Source organism: Priestia sp. YIM B13552 (assembly GCF_042787775.1).
Classification (GTDB): domain Bacteria; phylum Bacillota; class Bacilli; order Bacillales; family Bacillaceae_H; genus Priestia; species Priestia megaterium_E.
Genome location: NZ_JBHZOU010000011.1, coordinates 5,064 through 21,185, shown reverse-complemented (window position 1 = coordinate 21,185; position 16,122 = coordinate 5,064). Strand labels below are relative to the sequence as shown.

At 31.3% G+C, this 16,122-nt stretch carries 17 protein-coding genes and 1 pseudogene; 12 read left to right on the top strand and 6 right to left on the bottom strand.

Going from position 1 to position 16,122, the window contains the following annotated elements; translation table 11 throughout:
- Positions 1–15: 15 nt before the first annotated feature.
- Positions 16–1,095 (bottom strand): non-hydrolyzing UDP-N-acetylglucosamine 2-epimerase, encoded by a 1,080-nt coding sequence (gene wecB, locus ACFX40_RS25610; RefSeq protein WP_377257088.1) that lies wholly within the window; start codon positions 1,093–1,095, stop codon positions 16–18.
- 199 nt (positions 1,096–1,294) lie between these two features.
- On the opposite strand from wecB, the gene ACFX40_RS25605 reads away from it, so the two are divergent.
- The 5 genes from ACFX40_RS25605 (at position 1,295) to ACFX40_RS25585 (ending at position 5,786) form a co-directional block, all read left to right on the top strand.
- The gene (locus ACFX40_RS25605) at positions 1,295–2,506 is read left to right on the top strand and encodes a glycosyltransferase (RefSeq protein WP_377257086.1); all 1,212 of its coding nucleotides are present in this window, start codon (positions 1,295–1,297) and stop codon (positions 2,504–2,506) included.
- Positions 2,507–2,613: 107 nt separating this feature from the next.
- Positions 2,614–3,912, top strand: coding sequence for a nucleotide sugar dehydrogenase (locus ACFX40_RS25600; protein ID WP_377257083.1), 1,299 nt, complete (start codon positions 2,614–2,616; stop codon positions 3,910–3,912).
- 47 nt (positions 3,913–3,959) lie between these two features.
- Positions 3,960–5,063: a DegT/DnrJ/EryC1/StrS family aminotransferase gene (locus ACFX40_RS25595; protein ID WP_377257080.1), complete on the top strand. Its 1,104-nt coding sequence runs from the start codon at positions 3,960–3,962 to the stop codon at positions 5,061–5,063.
- Between the two features lie 126 nt (positions 5,064–5,189).
- Entirely contained in the window at positions 5,190–5,561 is a 372-nt protein-coding gene (locus tag ACFX40_RS25590) for a DUF2642 domain-containing protein (RefSeq protein ID WP_244658403.1), read from the top strand.
- 15 nt (positions 5,562–5,576) lie between these two features.
- Positions 5,577–5,786 carry a hypothetical protein gene (locus tag ACFX40_RS25585; protein WP_162213336.1) on the top strand — a complete coding sequence of 70 codons (210 nt, stop codon included), beginning with the start codon at positions 5,577–5,579 and terminating at the stop codon, positions 5,784–5,786.
- Here ACFX40_RS25585 and ACFX40_RS25580 read toward each other — a convergent pair whose 3' ends face one another.
- From ACFX40_RS25580 to ACFX40_RS25565, 4 genes are all read right to left on the bottom strand, one after another.
- A complete protein-coding gene (locus ACFX40_RS25580; protein ID WP_377257077.1) occupies positions 5,787–7,067 on the bottom strand; it encodes a glycosyltransferase family 2 protein in 1,281 nt (426 codons plus the stop codon).
- 266 nt (positions 7,068–7,333) lie between these two features.
- Positions 7,334–7,762 carry a spore coat protein gene (locus ACFX40_RS25575; protein WP_047749645.1) on the bottom strand — a complete coding sequence of 143 codons (429 nt, stop codon included), beginning with the start codon at positions 7,760–7,762 and terminating at the stop codon, positions 7,334–7,336.
- A gap of 26 nt (positions 7,763–7,788) precedes the next feature.
- Positions 7,789–8,340: a spore coat protein gene (locus ACFX40_RS25570; RefSeq protein ID WP_047749644.1), complete on the bottom strand. Its 552-nt coding sequence runs from the start codon at positions 8,338–8,340 to the stop codon at positions 7,789–7,791.
- A gap of 138 nt (positions 8,341–8,478) precedes the next feature.
- Entirely contained in the window at positions 8,479–8,694 is a 216-nt protein-coding gene (locus ACFX40_RS25565; protein WP_043978849.1) for a spore coat protein, read from the bottom strand.
- 301 nt (positions 8,695–8,995) lie between these two features.
- On the opposite strand from ACFX40_RS25565, the gene ACFX40_RS25560 reads away from it, so the two are divergent.
- Positions 8,996–9,817, top strand: coding sequence for a YVTN family beta-propeller repeat protein (locus ACFX40_RS25560; RefSeq protein WP_043978846.1), 822 nt, complete (start codon positions 8,996–8,998; stop codon positions 9,815–9,817).
- A 141-nt stretch (positions 9,818–9,958) separates the two neighbouring features.
- Here the strand turns inward: ACFX40_RS25560 and ACFX40_RS25555 are convergent, their stop codons facing one another.
- Positions 9,959–10,711, bottom strand: coding sequence for a hypothetical protein (locus tag ACFX40_RS25555; protein ID WP_377257074.1), 753 nt, complete (start codon positions 10,709–10,711; stop codon positions 9,959–9,961).
- A 173-nt stretch (positions 10,712–10,884) separates the two neighbouring features.
- Here ACFX40_RS25555 and ACFX40_RS25550 point away from each other — a divergent pair, with 173 nt between their 5' ends.
- The 6 genes and pseudogenes from ACFX40_RS25550 to ACFX40_RS25525 form a co-directional block, all read left to right on the top strand.
- Positions 10,885–11,082, top strand: coding sequence for a hypothetical protein (locus ACFX40_RS25550; RefSeq protein ID WP_047749643.1), 198 nt, complete (start codon positions 10,885–10,887; stop codon positions 11,080–11,082).
- Positions 11,083–11,431: 349 nt separating this feature from the next.
- Positions 11,432–12,088: a PIG-L deacetylase family protein gene (locus tag ACFX40_RS25545; protein WP_377257071.1), complete on the top strand. Its 657-nt coding sequence runs from the start codon at positions 11,432–11,434 to the stop codon at positions 12,086–12,088.
- The gene (locus ACFX40_RS25540) at positions 12,085–13,389 is read left to right on the top strand and encodes a glycosyltransferase family 4 protein (protein ID WP_377257068.1); all 1,305 of its coding nucleotides are present in this window, start codon (positions 12,085–12,087) and stop codon (positions 13,387–13,389) included. Before ACFX40_RS25545 ends, ACFX40_RS25540 begins: the two co-directional genes overlap by 4 nt.
- Before the next feature lie 3 nt (positions 13,390–13,392).
- The gene (locus ACFX40_RS25535) at positions 13,393–14,568 is read left to right on the top strand and encodes a carboxylate--amine ligase (protein ID WP_377257066.1); all 1,176 of its coding nucleotides are present in this window, start codon (positions 13,393–13,395) and stop codon (positions 14,566–14,568) included.
- 5 nt (positions 14,569–14,573) lie between these two features.
- Positions 14,574–15,629 (top strand): protein kinase family protein, encoded by a 1,056-nt coding sequence (locus ACFX40_RS25530; RefSeq protein WP_377257148.1) that lies wholly within the window; start codon positions 14,574–14,576, stop codon positions 15,627–15,629.
- 271 nt (positions 15,630–15,900) lie between these two features.
- Positions 15,901–16,122, top strand: a pseudogene (locus ACFX40_RS25525) (hypothetical protein); the annotation flags it as partial.

The following is a 16,122-nucleotide window of genomic DNA, read 5'->3' as shown; positions in this document are numbered from 1 at the left end:
ATATATATTTTCATTTCAGGGTTTATAGGCCAATAAAATATTGTATATTTTATTAGCAGTTGCTCCATCCCCAAAAAGCAAAGGATGATTATTAGGTATTTTTATATCTGACACAGCTTTCAAGATAGTTTTATAATCTAAACTATTAGTTAGGGTATTCCAACCAGCTTGCACAGTTTCTGTCCATTCGGTTTCATCCCTAAGTGTAATACAAGGGACTTCAAGCATATATGCTTCTTTTTGAACACCACCTGAATCTGTTAAAATAATTTTCGCCGCGCTTTCTAAAGCTAGCATGTCAAAATAATCTAGAGGTTCAACCACTCTAATGTTAGAGGAAGAAAGTAGTTTCTGTAAATTATAAAATTCAATTTTATTCTTAGTTCGAGGATGTAAGGGAAGTACTACACTTTTATCCAGCTCTCCTAACGCCGTAAGTAGTCCTTTTAATTTATTAGGGTTATCTGTATTCTCAGCCCTATGAATAGTAGCAAGATAATAATCTCTTGGACTAACTTTTAATTGTGAAAGAATATCTGAATGCTTAATGGCAATATTTCTATAATGTAATGTAGCATCATACATAATATCGCCTGTGAGATATACACCTTTTTCTATACCTTCACATTTTAAATTTTTTATAGAATCTGCTGTGGGACAGAACAGCCAAGTAGAAAGGTGATCTGTTAACAAACGATTTACTTCCTCAGGCATTTTTTTATTAAAACTTCGCAGGCCAGCTTCTACATGGGCAATAGGAACATGCAATTTTGAAGCTACTAAACTTCCTGCGAGTGTAGAATTTGTATCCCCATACACAAGAACAATATCAGGATTTTCAGCTAGAATAATATTTTCAATTTCTATAAGCATTTTACCAGTCTGTCTCCCATGAGAATCAGAACCTACTCCAAGATGATAATTCGGTTTAGGAATTTGTAATTGTTTAAAGAAAACATCAGACATATTAGAATCATAGTGTTGACCTGTGTGTACTAATATCTCCTCTATCTCTGAGCCATTATTAAATAGCCTTGATAACATACAAGCCTTGATAAATTGAGGTCTTGCACCTACCACTGTTAGAACCTTCATTAACAATTCTCCTTTACTTATTTAATTTTTTGTTCTTTATTTTTTATACCTTACATATTATTAATGTTTATAATAATTGTTAAATTCTTTTATCTTAGCTATTTATGAAGGTGTTCTTAAATTTCTTATTCAGAAGCAATTTTGTTTAAAAAAAGGATTAAATAAAACTTATAGCATCCATATAGAGGGGGATTGATTTATGAAGGTTTGTTTTTTAATTCAGGAACATCCCTTTTTAGACGCAAGAATTTTTCAAAAAGAGGCAAAGAGTCTTCTAAGACAAGGATATGAAGTGACTATGATTGTACCTAAAATTAAAGGATATTTATTTGATATAAGCGGAAAAAAGTTTATAAATTCTTTTAATTCAGACATTTTTACTCATGAAGGAATTAAAGTTATTACTTACGAAAAGTTCTATCCCCAACGAAACTTAAAAAACTTAAATTACAATATCCAATCAGGGACATATCATAGATTTGATGATCCATTAACAAAGATTGGAATAGCACAAGAAGCAGATGTTTATCATGCTCATGAATTTTTTTCCTTATATTCAGGAATTGGAATTAAAAGAGCTTTAAAAGCCACTAAAGCAAAAGATATAAAATTAATTTACGATAGCCATGAGTTAGATCCAGACCCTAATACTACAAACAGGAAAATAACAAAAACCATGATAGATATGCTCCAATGTATGCTAAGAGAAGTTAATTATTTAATTACAGTATCGGAGTCTATAAAAGCTTGGTATCAGAAAATCGCCCCTAATTTACCTATTGAAATAATTTACAATTCACCTCCTCTTTCATCAATCTTGCCTCTCAAACAAAGAAAACATGAAACACTTTCAGCTGTTTACGAAGGAATCATTCATCAAACTAAGGGGAATTTCAATAAAATAATTGAAATCACAGAATTATGTAACAAAGAAATAGATTTTAGATTTAGAATCATTGGCGGCACTAAGGAAACTGAAAGAGATAAACTACTAATTCCCTCTCATTTGAAGGATAAAATTGAGATTTTAGGTTGGGTCGATTACACTAAGCTTCCCTTTACCTTTTCCGACATAGATTTAGGATGGATTGATTTAGAAGCAAAGTATTCACTGAACCATCGTTTTGCCATGCCAAATAAGTTTTTCAGTTATTTAAATAACGGCGTTCCAGTATTAGTTAATAGATGTGATGATATGAAAAAGTTTATTGAATATCACCAATGCGGTTATGTGATAAATAAAATGCACGCAAGCTCCAAAGACTATGCAAATGCCATTATCTTCTTATCGAGAAATAAAAGCAAATTGGAGGAAATGAGTATTAATGCTCGGAAAATAATGAAAGATGTATACAATTGGGGAGAAATGGAGCGGAGACTGTTCAAGATATATAATAATTTTAAAAGTTAAGTTAAGTTAATTTTATTTTTCTACTAATAACCCAATCATTTTCCCGATTTAAAACATAAATTATGAGGGGAACTTTTTACAAATTAAATATAATGGAGTTGTAAAAAATGAATGATAGAAATACAAAGCAAAAAAATGTTACCGTCGTTGGTTTAGGTAAAATTGGACTAACTTTAGCAGCAGTTTTTGCTAATAACGGTTTTAATGTTTTTGGAGTAGATATTAATAAGAAAGTAGTTGACTCAGTAAATAAGGGAATATCTCATGTAAAGAATGAGCCAGGTTTAGAACAATTGGTACAAAATGCTTTCAGCAACCAAACATTGATGGCCACTTTAGATACTTCTGAAGCCGTTAATAAATCCGAAGTAGTTATAGTAATCGTTCCCGTATTGATTACCAACCAAAATGAAGTTGATTACACTTTTATTGACCTAGCTGTTGAGAATATTGCTAAAAGTATAAAAAAAGGTACGTTGGTCATTTTTGAAACAACACTACCTACTGGTGATACAAGAAATAGGTTTGGTAAAAAGATTGAAGAAACTTCAGGCCTAAAAATGGGAGATGATTTTTATTTAGCTTATAGTCCAGAAAGAGTTTATTCTAACCGGATTATAGAAGATTTAAGCAACTATCCAAAAGTGTTGGGAGCTTTAAATGAAAAAAGTCTTGAATTAGCATCTGAATTTTATCAAAAATCCTTAGATTGCGAATTAATAAAAGTAAGCTCTTTGGAAACAGCAGAATTCTCTAAGGTTGCAGAATGTGTATATCGTGACGTAAATATCGCTTTAGCGAATGAACTGGCGATGTTTGCTGATTCTAAGGGAGTAAATATGCTAGAAGTTATAAAAGCCAGCAATAGTCAACCTTTTTCAAATATACATTATCCCGGAATAGGAGTAGGAGGACATTGTATTCCAATCTATCCATATTTCTTTATAAATAGAGGGTTAAAAAATGGTTTAATCCAATTGTCTAGAGAGGTTAATGATACAATGGCAAGCTATGCAGTTGAAAAAATTGAGACCACTATTGGATCTCTTCAAAATCAAAATGTTCTTATTCTAGGCCTAGCTTTTAGAGAGAATGTAAAGGAAACAACAAAATCTTCCACACTTTTACTAATGGAACATCTAAAGAAAAAACATGCAAATATATTTTTAAATGATCCATTATTTACTGATAATGAAATTTCTACTCATAATGTTACACCTTTAGAATTAAACGATACATTAACTTCGAAAATTGATATTGTTATCCTTCAAGCCTTTCACAAAGAATATGAAAACCTAGATTTTGAAGTATTTAATAATTGTAAGATAGTATTAGATGGAAGAAATGCTTTAAATAAAGAAGAAATAGTGAAATTAGGAATTAAATATGAGGGAATTGGTAAATAGTTAGATGTTAGAATTTTATAAAAAATACTAAAAGGATTGATTCTTTTATGATTCCAATGGTGGATTTAAAACAAGAATTAGATATACTAAGAGAACCTATCTTAGAAGCAATAAAAGAGGTTCTAGAAAGCGGAGAATATATTTTAGGAAAGAAAGGAAAAGAACTTGAAAATCAAATAGCTGATTATACAAATACAAAGTATGCTGTTGGTGTAGGTAATGGAACAGACGCTCTATTTCTATCTCTTAAGGCTTTAAATATAGGACCTGGTGATGAAGTAATTACAACTCCGTTTACCTTTTTTGCTACATCCGAGGTAATTGCTCAAGTAGGAGCCAAACCAGTATTTGTAGATATAGAAGAAGAGTCATACAATATAGATCCTTCAAAAATAAAAGAAAAAATTTCGCCAAGTACTAAAGCTATTATCGTTGTTCATTTATATGGACAATCCGCCAAAATGAACGAGATAAAAGAAATTGCAAGAGAATTTGATTTAAAAATAATCGAAGATGCATGCCAATCTATTGGAACAGAGTACAATGGCAAAAGAGTTGGAGGGATTGGTGATATAGGCTGTTTCTCCTTCTTTCCATCAAAAAATCTGGGTGCCTATGGCGATGCAGGAATGATAGTAACTAACAATAAAAATCTTTATGATAAGCTCATGATGCTACGGAATCATGGAAGTAAAGTTAGATATGTACACTCCATGATTGGAATGAATACAAGACTTGACGAATTTCAAGCAGCTATTCTCCTTGTTAAACTTAAGTATCTGGACATTTTTTTACACCAAAGATATGAAATTGCAAAAAGATATACAGAAAAATTAAGCAGTTTAGTAAAAACACCTACTGTTTTAGGAGCTCGAGTGCATACTTTTCATCAATACTGTATTGAATTAGAAAATCGAGATGCATTATCTCAGTTTTTACAAAAAAATCATATTTCCTCCGCTATCTATTACCCCATCCCACTTCACCTTCAAGAAGCTTTTCAATATCTAAATTACCAAAAAGGTGATTTTCCAATCACAGAAAGAGTTTCAGAGAGTATTCTAGCTTTACCAATGTTCCCTGCAATGACATTCGAACAGCAAGATTTAATTATAAGTACTGTAAAGAAATTTAGCGATAAAACGAATTAAATATATTTAGGTTTACCAAAAAAATTGATTAAAACGCCGAGCGCATCCTCATAGGATAAGCATACTATAAGAATATAGATATATAAATTCAAAAACTGTGTCTTACGAGAGGAAAGGATGATACTATTGGCACTTTCAAGTGAAGCTAGAACACAACTGTTAAGAAGATTACTTCAATTAACACAATCTCAAACTACTCCAAATTCTACTGAGCTATTAGGTCTTAACCTTGACGTGTTAGGACGTGATTTATTAAATCTAGATTTATCACTTCCTATAACACTTCCGGGAAGAGGCTCTTCTACCCCATCTACCCCAACTAATTTACCGGAATATTTGTTAACATTATTAAACGAACAAGTACAAATTTCCACACCTTTTGATACACTTACAGGAACATTAATGGCTGTTCAGAACGATTACGTGGTATTAGTAGAAAGCACTGGATCATTAGTTTTTGTTGCAATTTCTCAAATTGAAACAGTGACAGAACTATAAGGAGGCGATTAACAGATGTTTGCAAGTACTTTATCAGCAGAATTAGCAAAACGGATTGGTTCACAAGTAGAAATTGCTCTTGATGACAGTTTATTTGAAGGTATTCTTTTATCTGTTTCAGGCGAACTACTCACTATTATTCAAAGCTCTGGATATGGACCTGGTGTTAATTTGACAATTTCGATTCCATCTATTAACTTTATTAGATTACCTCAGGCTGCTTAATTAATCGAGATACTTTAAAAAATCATTCCAATTGGGATGATTTTTTTTTGTAATACTTGAGTTATGTTCTCGTACATTGTAAATAGTAAAGTCCCTATATAGTAGATTTCCTTTTTTTAATAAATGATTTAGTACTAAAACATCCTCATACATCCTTCCATTTTCGAATTCGATAATCGGAAATCCCTTATTCCTTTTTAAAAGATCCGTACGATATATTCTTGGACCCAGAGGAAATGGGTAAGAAATTAATTCACTTTTATTTCCTATTTGTTTTCCTTTAGCAATACATTTATAGCTTATATTATTTATACTAGGTTGCTTCCATATTCTTAAATTCCCATACAGAACACTCACTTCTTTATCTAGTGTCTTCAGTATATCACCTACAATCAGCGTAGCATCTGGATCTAACCAGTCATCTGCGTCTAACTCCAGTACAAATTCTGTATTAATATATGGTAATAAATGATTTAACGCTTTGGCTTTTCCACCATTATCTTTTTTAAGAGCTTTAACATGAGAATACTTTGAAAACTCATTTATTTTCTCCCATGAATTATCCTTTGATCCATCATCAATAACAAGGATTTGATTAAATTGACGGTGTTGCAATAAACACGAATTCAAAGCTGAACCTATGTATCTCTCCATATTATAATTAGAAATCATTACAGAAATAGTAGGACAGTTATCTGTATTTTTTTTTGATGGTGAGTTGTATCTTTCCACAAAATCAAATTTTTGTACCATATTAGTAGTTTTATGCTTATTTATTTCGCTAAAAATCTTTCGATTTGTATGGTTTATATAGGATTTATTAATTTTAAATAACCAAGAAGGTAAAAGTGCTTCTTTAAATGGTAATTCATATTTTGACGAGAATTTGTTATCTTTTAATAAATCCCTTTCAATAAAAAAAGGTAGTCTAATTGTTTTATTCTTTAGAATTTGAGAATAAGTAATGACTTTTTGATCGTTTGATAAGTTTAAATTAAGACTTGCAACGTTTGAATTTAGAATCTGATTATGAAGAAAGAAAATGTATTGACCAGATAGGTTACTGATAAGCTTATTGAGCGTAAGTCCTAAGTCATTGTCATTTATCGATATGTAATTTATTTTTCTTATAATATCATTATAATTTGAAAACGAGGATATATTCTCGTCTCTAAGGATAGTTACATCTAATACACGTTGTTTAATATGATTGAGAGACATTAGTGCGCTCTTTAAGCTCTGATCAGTGTAACTTAATAAAATTACATGAATATTTTTCATTATCTTCATCCCTTATTTTTTCTTTTGAAAAACTTTTACATTTTATACTTAATAAAATATGATGTAAATATAAAAATATGGATAAAAAAAAGAAAATCCCCCTCCATCATGAAAGGGAATTTTCTTTTTTCTTTTTCTAAAAATAAAATCCGAATAAATTTAGCTAAATATATTCATGGTTAGAACCGTAATGTCTCAATAACTAGACAATGACATTCTCTAATTACCTCCCTGCTTTTTACGCTCAGAAGGTAATTAAAGAAATCTTAAAGAATATCTAGTGAAACTAAGATGGCAAGTAATACTTGGAGTAATAATTGAAGGTTTACAGCTACATCAGTGTCAGTAGTTTTAACCCTAACATTTGTAGAATTTTCAACAATTGTTTTTTGTGCATTTTTTTGTTTAATGCTAGAAACTTGCTTTAACTCTTGAATAACAGCATTTCCTTGTTCATTATCGCCGATTGAAATACGAACTACTACTGCAATAGCTATCTGTAAAGCAGCTTGAATAGTAGCTGCGACTTGAGTATCTGTAGATTGCACTTTAACGTTTTCTGAATCTTTAACAATAATTTTTTCAAAAGATTGTTGTTCTGCTTTAGCAATTTGATCTGCTTCTTGCCAAACATCTTTACCACTAAAGCGTTTATTTTCACAATGATCTAATGCTCTCCATTTTCTTTCAGTCATGTTTTTTCACCTCTTTTAGTTTTTTATTAAAGAACATCGATAAGCACGATAATAGCAACTAGTACCTGTAATAGTACTTGGACATTAAGTGCAACATCTGTATCAGTAGTTGTAATTTCTACATCTTTAGAGTTTTCAATATAAATTTTTTGCTTATTTGTTTGCTCTATATCAGATAGTTGCAATAAGTCTTGAAGGATACCATCGTTTTGTTCTGAATCAGCAATAGTAAGACGAAGTACTACTGCAATAGCTACTTGGATAGCTACTTGAATACCAATAGCAGCTTGAGTATCTGTTGTAGTGACCATAATATCGCAAGAATCTTTAATCCAAATTAATTCATTCGATTCTTGATCAATTAAAGAAAGTTGATCTGCATCTTGGACTACTTCTGCATCAAAAAACTCAGGGCTTTCAAAACTCTCACGACTATTATAGTATTCGTACTCTGTAGATTCACTTTCATAGTGATCTACTTTACAGCCATCTTTACAATGCTTCTTAGAATCATCTTTTTTATGTCTGTTTTTGCACTTTTTCTTTACATCGTAAGAATAATACTTTTTAGATGACATAACTAACACTCCTTTTTCATGGTATGTATTAATATATGAGCATACCAATCAATAGGATTGGGCCAATCGACTAATGAGTTCAACCATTTTCAAAAACAACAAAAACGCCTATTGAATGGCGTTTGGAAGTGTTACAGTTTATCTTTTTTTATTATTATCCTTTGTTTGCTGAACAAATTCATCTACTCGTTTTGATAAATCTTCAACCATTTCTTTCAGCATTTGTTTTTTTTCTTCAGATAGTCTTCCTTTGATTTGCTCTTTATCTATACCATGTTTAGAAAAAACATCGTTTACTAATAAATCCATTAGCTTATTTGGCACAATTTCCGGATTTTTTTGTGAATCGCTCATATATATCGCTCCTTTTTATAAGGTTTTATTTCATAACAACATATGCAACGCTACCTTAAAAGGAAACAATTCCTCTACCTATTTTTAAATATCACTTAAAAATACACGATATTTATGAATAACATACAGTTTAATTTAATTAACAAAAGATTCCCATTAGGTATTAATCATAAAATGGATCTCTAGTTTAAAAAAATTTAAGATAATAAAATAAATTTAACATCATATATTTGTACATAAGGTAAGTACCTTATGTTTTCAACAATTTTCTTAACAGTATTTATGAAAAGAGTTGAGTAAAATGGGAAAAAAAGCGAAGGCTGTACATGTTGCGGTTGATTTTCCATCTTCACAAGGAAAATCATCTAATAATCAAATTTATATAACAAACGAGGACAATAATACGGTTTCTGTTGTTGATGGGGTCACAGATGAGTTAATTACGACTATAAATGTAGGTCGTCAGCCAGTAAACGTAAATGGTAACTCATCTACCAATAGAATTTACGTGACTAATAAAGGTGACGATACAGTTTCCGTCATTGATGCTGGCACAAATACAGTTATTGGAATTATCCCAGTAGGAGGGCAACCATCAGGTGTAGGAATTAATCCTTATATGGATAGGGTTTATATAACCAACGCAGGTAGTGACACAGTTTCCGTCATCGATGGTTCAACAAATATTGTTGTTGCTACAATTCCTGTAGAAACCCATCCAATTAACGTAGATGTTCATCCTTATATTAATCGGATTTATGTCGCTAATAAGTTTAAAAATACAGTTTCCGTCATTGATGGATTAACGAATACAATAATGGCTACAGTTCCAGTAGGTGACCAACCTAACGACGTAGGAACTAACTTATCTAACAATCGAATTTATGTAGCTAATAAAAACAGTCATACTGTTTCTGTGATTGATGCAGGAACAAACACTGTTATCGGAATAGTACCTGTAATGGAACAGCCATCTGTGATTGATATTAATAAAGGTAACAACCAAATCCACGTTACAAACGAAGAAAATAGTATAGTATCTGTAATTGACGGGGCAACCAATATTGTTATTGCTACCCTCCCAGTCGGTGATCAGTCACCTTACACAATAACTGATGCCTAATATAAGACATACCACTAATATTTATGTTTTATAAGAGGTGGCATAACAATGATTTTATATTACAACCTGTAGCAACAATAACTTTATTTTAATGTGCTTATTGTTGCTACACTTAATGATGTTAACTACCGATTGGGAAATTTACTTCTCATCAAATTTTCTCCATTTTTGATAAAGAGATGGACAAATATCTTTAACATAGGATAAAAATTCTTTTGATAACTTTAATTTCTTCAATTCAGTTAGTAATTTAACAGGAATAGGGCGATTAGAACTAAAGGCTCTCTTAAGATCAATTACTTTCAAATTTCCCTGTTCATTCATTAGAATATGGCGTAATTCCGTATCTTGTCTACTAAAGTTTAATTTTTTCAATTCATCAATGAGATTTATAAGTTGCATAACTAAAGACTTCGTTATATACCTATTCTTCTTTAGATGTTTTGCTAAGGAAATTCCTTCTATATACTCCATGACTATGTAATTTGATCCATAACCGTAGAGACGAGGAATAATAGAAGACGACTGCCCAACTTGTATGGCTTTTAACTCCTTTTTATATACTTCTTCCTTAAAAAATACTTTTACACATCGATTAGAAGTCACTTGATAAATAACTCCATCTTTTCCTTGACCAACTACCGCATACTTTTTAAAATCCATGAATACGTTCTCTTTTTTTCTTAATGATACCTCCGAAGAACCTTCCAATACTTTTTCAATTAAAAAATGACTTTTTTTTACGCTATTAGATGAAATAAATTGGTCATTGTTATTTATTTCAAAATCAGGAAACAGACTCTTTTTTTGATTGTATCTTTTAAAGAAAGTTATTTCTGGTAATCTATAATCTTCGCTATCATCACTACGATAATGAAAATAAGGTTTCCCCACAGCCAACCTCCTCCTTTCCACATTTATTATTATATTCCTTTAAAATTAAAGTGCTTGTATAGTTATCTATTTACATAAAAGTTCGCAAAAAATTTTTGATGAAATCCAAGACAGGCACCCTCTCCTGTTACTTCCATTTACATATTATAGTAAGAGAGAGAGGTGATATCAGTATGAAATATAAAGAAGATTGGGATTATGCAGAAGAGGCTCATAAAAAACCTTGCAAAAAGAACGAAAAACATGATGAGCATAGTTCTTGCAAAGAGGTTTGTAAAAAGCAGGAGAAACATGATGACTACAGCAATTGCAACGATACTTGTAAAAAAATCAGGGTTATAAATTTATGGAAATCAAGTTCCAAACATTAATAATATAAACCCTAATAAATCAATAAGATCTGTTAACATCTGGTAACAGGTCTTATTCCTATGAAATAAATTCTTTTAATTCTAATTAACTTTTAATATTAATTATTGTTGACGAAAAATGACTTAGAAATTATTCTAAAAATTGGTATTTCAGCATTACTGTAAGGGTTATATCCCCTTATTGACTGCTTTACATAATAAAATTATTGATGTATAGATTTTTTATGATTAACTAGCATGTAACTACTTAATTTTCAATTCTCCGCCAATGACGGTTTCTAATATTTAGATAAATTCATATATTGTTTATAGTACAAGTATAGAAGAAGAAGCTATAGGAGGCACGAATATGAGCAATTATATACTAGTAATTGGGGCTCATCCTGATGACGAACTATTAGGAACTGCAGGAACCTTAAAAAAGTTGGTAGACGAAGGTTATAAAGTGATTTCAGTAATTACTGCTTTAGGAAGAAAGGAAGAAGCACATCATATCCAGCAATTCGGCCGGCTTGCTAATAAAGAAATTGGCATTGATGAAGTAATATTCCTTAAGCATGTCAATTTAGAGCTAGAAATGATTCCTCTTCACGAGTTAACGAAAGAAATTGAGCAGCTTATCCAAAAATACAAACCGGTAAAAATCTTTACACACCATTACGGTGATCTAAATAAAGATCACCAAATTACTTTTCAAGCGGTACTAACTGCAGCTAGACCTCTTCCTAATACCTCGCCTATAGAGTTAATTACATTTGAAACAGTATCGTCTAGTGAATGGAATGCTTCCACTCCTGATAAAACATTCAAACCAAATTATTTCGTAGATGTTACAGCACATATGGAGTGTAAACTCAATGCTCTTAGACATTATGATATTGAAATGAGAGATTTTCCTCATCCTCGTTCTTATGAGGGCATTGAGTACTTAGGAAGGCTACGGGGCATGAGCGTTGGCGTGCCTTATGCTGAAGCTTTCGAAATTATACGGAGGGTTTGGAAATGAACAATGAAATTACTTTCCCCTACCCTTATATAGTTGAAAGATTAGACCACTATTATGGACTTAAATCACACTTTCCAAAAAAAGTTATTTCAACGGAACAACCTAAAAAAAGAAACCCTTTCACAAAAGGGTCAAAAAAGAAATTTTCTATTTTAATTGCTACATTTTGGAGCTATCCTCATGTAGGAGGCCTTTCTAATTATATTACTACTCTAAGTAAAGGTTTAAAGAGTCAAGGACATAAAGTAGACATTATTTCTCCTAATCAATTCTCGACTTCTAAAGTAAAAAAGTTTCGAGAAAGCGTTACGCCAAATTTAAAAAGTTTCTTTACAAAGCGCTATGGAAGTTATAGCGATCGAATCTTAAATCATAAAAGACTTATATATGTATATGAAAAAATGTTAGAAACTATAGATTTAGAAAAATACGATATCCTTCATGCTCAAGATTTATTTACAGCAAATATCTTAGGAAGATTTAATGAAACCTACGGAAAACCCTTATTTTATACACCTCATGGTATGTTTACATTCAACAGACTAAAATTTAACATAATTAAAAACGATTCTGTTGAAGAAGCATATTTTAAAGAACTTGAAAGTAAAGCGATAGAATATGCAAGTCATATTATTGTTCTTAGTGATTCATTTCGTGAACCATTAATAAAATTAGGTGCAAAAAATAGAAATATAACTACAGTCATTACAGGTATTGATTATCCACTGAGTCCAAGGCAAGAAAAAGAAACACATTCACACAAGCTTACTATTACATGCGTAGCTAGACTTGGACCGCGAAAAGGACACACCCATTTATTTGAAGCGTTATCATACATTAAAAAATATACCACAAATATCGAAGTGTTAATTGTTGGTGATGGACAAATGAGGGAAACATTAGAAAGGCAGAAAAAGGCTCTAGGTTTATCCATGGTCAAATTCTTAGGATCTAGAGATGACGTACCCTTAATCTTAAATAAAACCGATATCTTTGTACTCCCCACAATCAACGATAGCTTACCTCTTTCTATAATTGAAGCTATGCATAGTGGAACTGCCGTAATTTCCACAAATTGCGGCGGCATCCCTGAGCTCATAAAGAATAATAAAACAGGGATTGTTTTAGAACCTGGAAATTCTGAACAATTGGCTCATGCATTAAAATTTCTGATTACGAATAAAGAAGCTCGAAATAAAATGAGTACAAATGCTAAAAATTTCGCTAAAAAACACTTAACCATAGACAGTATGGTAGGAAAAATAAAACATTTGTACACCGATTTTTGGGAGATGAATTAAGGTATGAAACATGAACATCCTGCAGTTATCCTTGACCTTAGCGCCAATGGCGTTGGCATTATTAGAAGTTTAGCCAAAAAAGGGATAAAAGTGTACGCTTTTGACACAAAAAAACCATATAAAATAGGAAAATCACGTCTCGCTACTTGTGGTATATGCCCTAGTCCTTTAGCTGAAGAAAAAAAACTATTAGATTTTTTAATTAATTTATCTAAGGAGGTTGGTTCTAAGCCTATCTTATATACAGGAGCAGATGATTATGTACAATTCATCTCGAAAAATCGAGATGAATTGCTAAAATATTTCTTGTTTTTATTTCCTGGTGATTCTTTAATTGAACAAGTTCTTGATAAAAACAAAACTTATGAACTCGCTATTAAGCATAATATTCCATGCCCGAGAACATATGTAATAGATAATAAAGAAGAACTTGAAGATGCTATTTCAACTCTTGATTTTCCTTGTATTTTAAAACCTGTTCTTGGACATGAATTCAGAAAAAAAGTTAATAAAAAAGCAATTGTATTTGAAAATCCCGAGGAGTTAAGAAATAAATATCCTTTTTATAGGGAATGCGGACAGTTAATTATTCAAGAACTAATTCCTGGAGATAACCAGTGTTTTTATAAAGTAGCTACTTTCTATGATGACAATATGAATTTACTTGGGTTATTTTCCTTACAAAAAAATCATCAATTCCCTGCAGAATTTGGAACAGGTGCTCATATTGTCAGTAAAAGAGTGCCTGAACTTATCGATATATGCATTCCGTTTTTTGAAGAAATAGAGCTCAAAGGTATTGGTATGGCTGAATTCAAGAAAGACCCAAGAGATGGAATTTATAAATTCATTGAAATAAATCCTCGTTTTTGGCTTACTCATAGCCTCACAGGCCCTTCAGGCGTTGATTTTGTCTACATGTATTATTTATATCTAACTAACCAAAATCCAGAACCTAGGTTACATCAAATAGACGGTATTAAATGGATTTACCTTGTAAGATATTATCTTACTTTTCTTCAAAAGAAAAAGAATTCAGAGATGACTTTTAAGGATTTTTACCAGGGATTACAAGGACAAAAAGAGTTTGCATTATTTGCATGGAATGATCCAATGCCATTTTTCAGAAGCGCATGGTCTCATCTAATTAATGCTTGGAAACCCAAGAGAAAGGAATGAATAGTGTGTATGACCTTAAAACTCTACCTCATCTGCTTAAAGATTTAAAAATAGCTGAAAAACTTTCTTATTCTATTAGTGAGAAAGTTACAATCGTTCCTTCAGAAATCAAGTGTTTAAAATCAACAAAACGAAGTGGTATATATAAATTACTGCTTCAAAAAAAGGATGGCTATTATCCAATAATCTTTAAGGTATACAATTCAACAGCCTACAAAAATGAAGTGGAGATCAATATCTATAAAAAAGCTTATCCAATTTTAAAAGAATTTTTGCCTCGCATTTACCTCATAGAAACGGTCAAAAACGAAACGTGGGTATTCATGGAATTTGTTAATCAAATACGTGGACAATTGACCTTCTTTCCATCTCATTTTCAATATATTATTCCTAGTATAGCTAAACTTCATGGTCAAACTTTCGAAGGCAGGTTTAGAAAGGACAAAACTATTTGGAATGATTGGCTCCCCGTTTATACTTCTATGAAAAAAAACAGGATCAAATATATGAATCAAACAATTGATCTACTGCATGCTGCAATGAAAGACAACCGCACTAGTCATCTAATAAAACCTTATTACCCATCATTAATCAAGGTATACAATAAAGGACCCGATTTCTTTCCGGAATTAATTGAAAATGGATCGTCTATTACGCATGGCGATCTTCATATGCAAAATATATGTAGCAAAAATGTTAATCAAAATACACCATGGAATATTCAATTAATCGATTGGGAATCAGCCAAATACTCTCCAGTATGGTTTGACATGGTTGTATTAGTAGAACTATTGTTGGGATTCAGAAAAGATTGGCAGCCAAACGCAGAAAAAATACGAACTCAGTGTGTACAAATATATGTAAATGAAATGAAAAAATACGGAATTACCTTTAAAACAAATCCAATGACTCTTTATAAAATGGCCTATCTCCAGCGAACGTTAGAAAGAGGTCTTCATACTCAACTAAGAAGGCTTGCTGATAATCGTGAAGGTGAGCTCTTAAGTTACCATCTTGAAAAAATTTCAACCTGGGGTAAAGAGTTGGGAATATATAAATAAATTGATTTTCAAGCCATTTTTCTGCAACGTGCGGGAGCTTAATGAACTATTCATCTATAACTTCTTAATTTTGCCCTTCATCTTTTCCTGATCTTTAAACTCGTAAATTTTCTTTTGTTTACTAATTTCTTCTCAGTTCTTCCTCAATCATTTTTAACGATTAAGTTAAAAATAGTTTAAAAGCCACTTTTTTCCGAATGTACAAGCAATTTTTCTATTCAAAAATAGAATATATAGAAACACCAATTTTAAATAAAGGTAGGGAATTCATTTGACTAAAATTTATTATGATCAAAATGATGAAAGTAAGCACTGCTTAAAAGCCATGTATGACCTTCGTAAAAATAAAGATGAAAAAAACCATGATAAAGACAAACACGAAAAAGATTATGGCAAAGATAAATGCAAAGACAAACACGAAAAAGATTATGGCAAAGATAAATGCAAAGACAAACACGAAAAAGATCATGGCAAAGATAAATGCAAAGACAAA

Excerpts from the sequence above, each read along its gene's own strand:
- ACFX40_RS25595 (WP_377257080.1), top strand. The coding sequence starts at position 3,960 with ATGATTCCAATGGTGGATTTAAAACAAGAATTAGATATACTAAGAGAA.
- ACFX40_RS25535 (WP_377257066.1), top strand. The coding sequence starts at position 13,393 with ATGAAACATGAACATCCTGCAGTTATCCTTGACCTTAGCGCCAATGGC.
- ACFX40_RS25550 (WP_047749643.1), top strand. The coding sequence starts at position 10,885 with ATGAAATATAAAGAAGATTGGGATTATGCAGAAGAGGCTCATAAAAAA.
- ACFX40_RS25585 (WP_162213336.1), top strand. The coding sequence starts at position 5,577 with ATGTTTGCAAGTACTTTATCAGCAGAATTAGCAAAACGGATTGGTTCA.
- ACFX40_RS25545 (WP_377257071.1), top strand. The coding sequence starts at position 11,432 with ATGAGCAATTATATACTAGTAATTGGGGCTCATCCTGATGACGAACTA.
- ACFX40_RS25570 (WP_047749644.1), bottom strand. The coding sequence starts at position 8,340 with ATGTCATCTAAAAAGTATTATTCTTACGATGTAAAGAAAAAGTGCAAA.
- ACFX40_RS25605 (WP_377257086.1), top strand. The coding sequence starts at position 1,295 with ATGAAGGTTTGTTTTTTAATTCAGGAACATCCCTTTTTAGACGCAAGA.
- ACFX40_RS25580 (WP_377257077.1), bottom strand. The coding sequence starts at position 7,067 with ATGAAAAATATTCATGTAATTTTATTAAGTTACACTGATCAGAGCTTA.
- ACFX40_RS25540 (WP_377257068.1), top strand. The coding sequence starts at position 12,085 with ATGAACAATGAAATTACTTTCCCCTACCCTTATATAGTTGAAAGATTA.
- ACFX40_RS25575 (WP_047749645.1), bottom strand. The coding sequence starts at position 7,762 with ATGACTGAAAGAAAATGGAGAGCATTAGATCATTGTGAAAATAAACGC.
- ACFX40_RS25560 (WP_043978846.1), top strand. The coding sequence starts at position 8,996 with ATGGGAAAAAAAGCGAAGGCTGTACATGTTGCGGTTGATTTTCCATCT.
- ACFX40_RS25600 (WP_377257083.1), top strand. The coding sequence starts at position 2,614 with ATGAATGATAGAAATACAAAGCAAAAAAATGTTACCGTCGTTGGTTTA.
- ACFX40_RS25565 (WP_043978849.1), bottom strand. The coding sequence starts at position 8,694 with ATGAGCGATTCACAAAAAAATCCGGAAATTGTGCCAAATAAGCTAATG.
- wecB (WP_377257088.1), bottom strand. The coding sequence starts at position 1,095 with ATGAAGGTTCTAACAGTGGTAGGTGCAAGACCTCAATTTATCAAGGCT.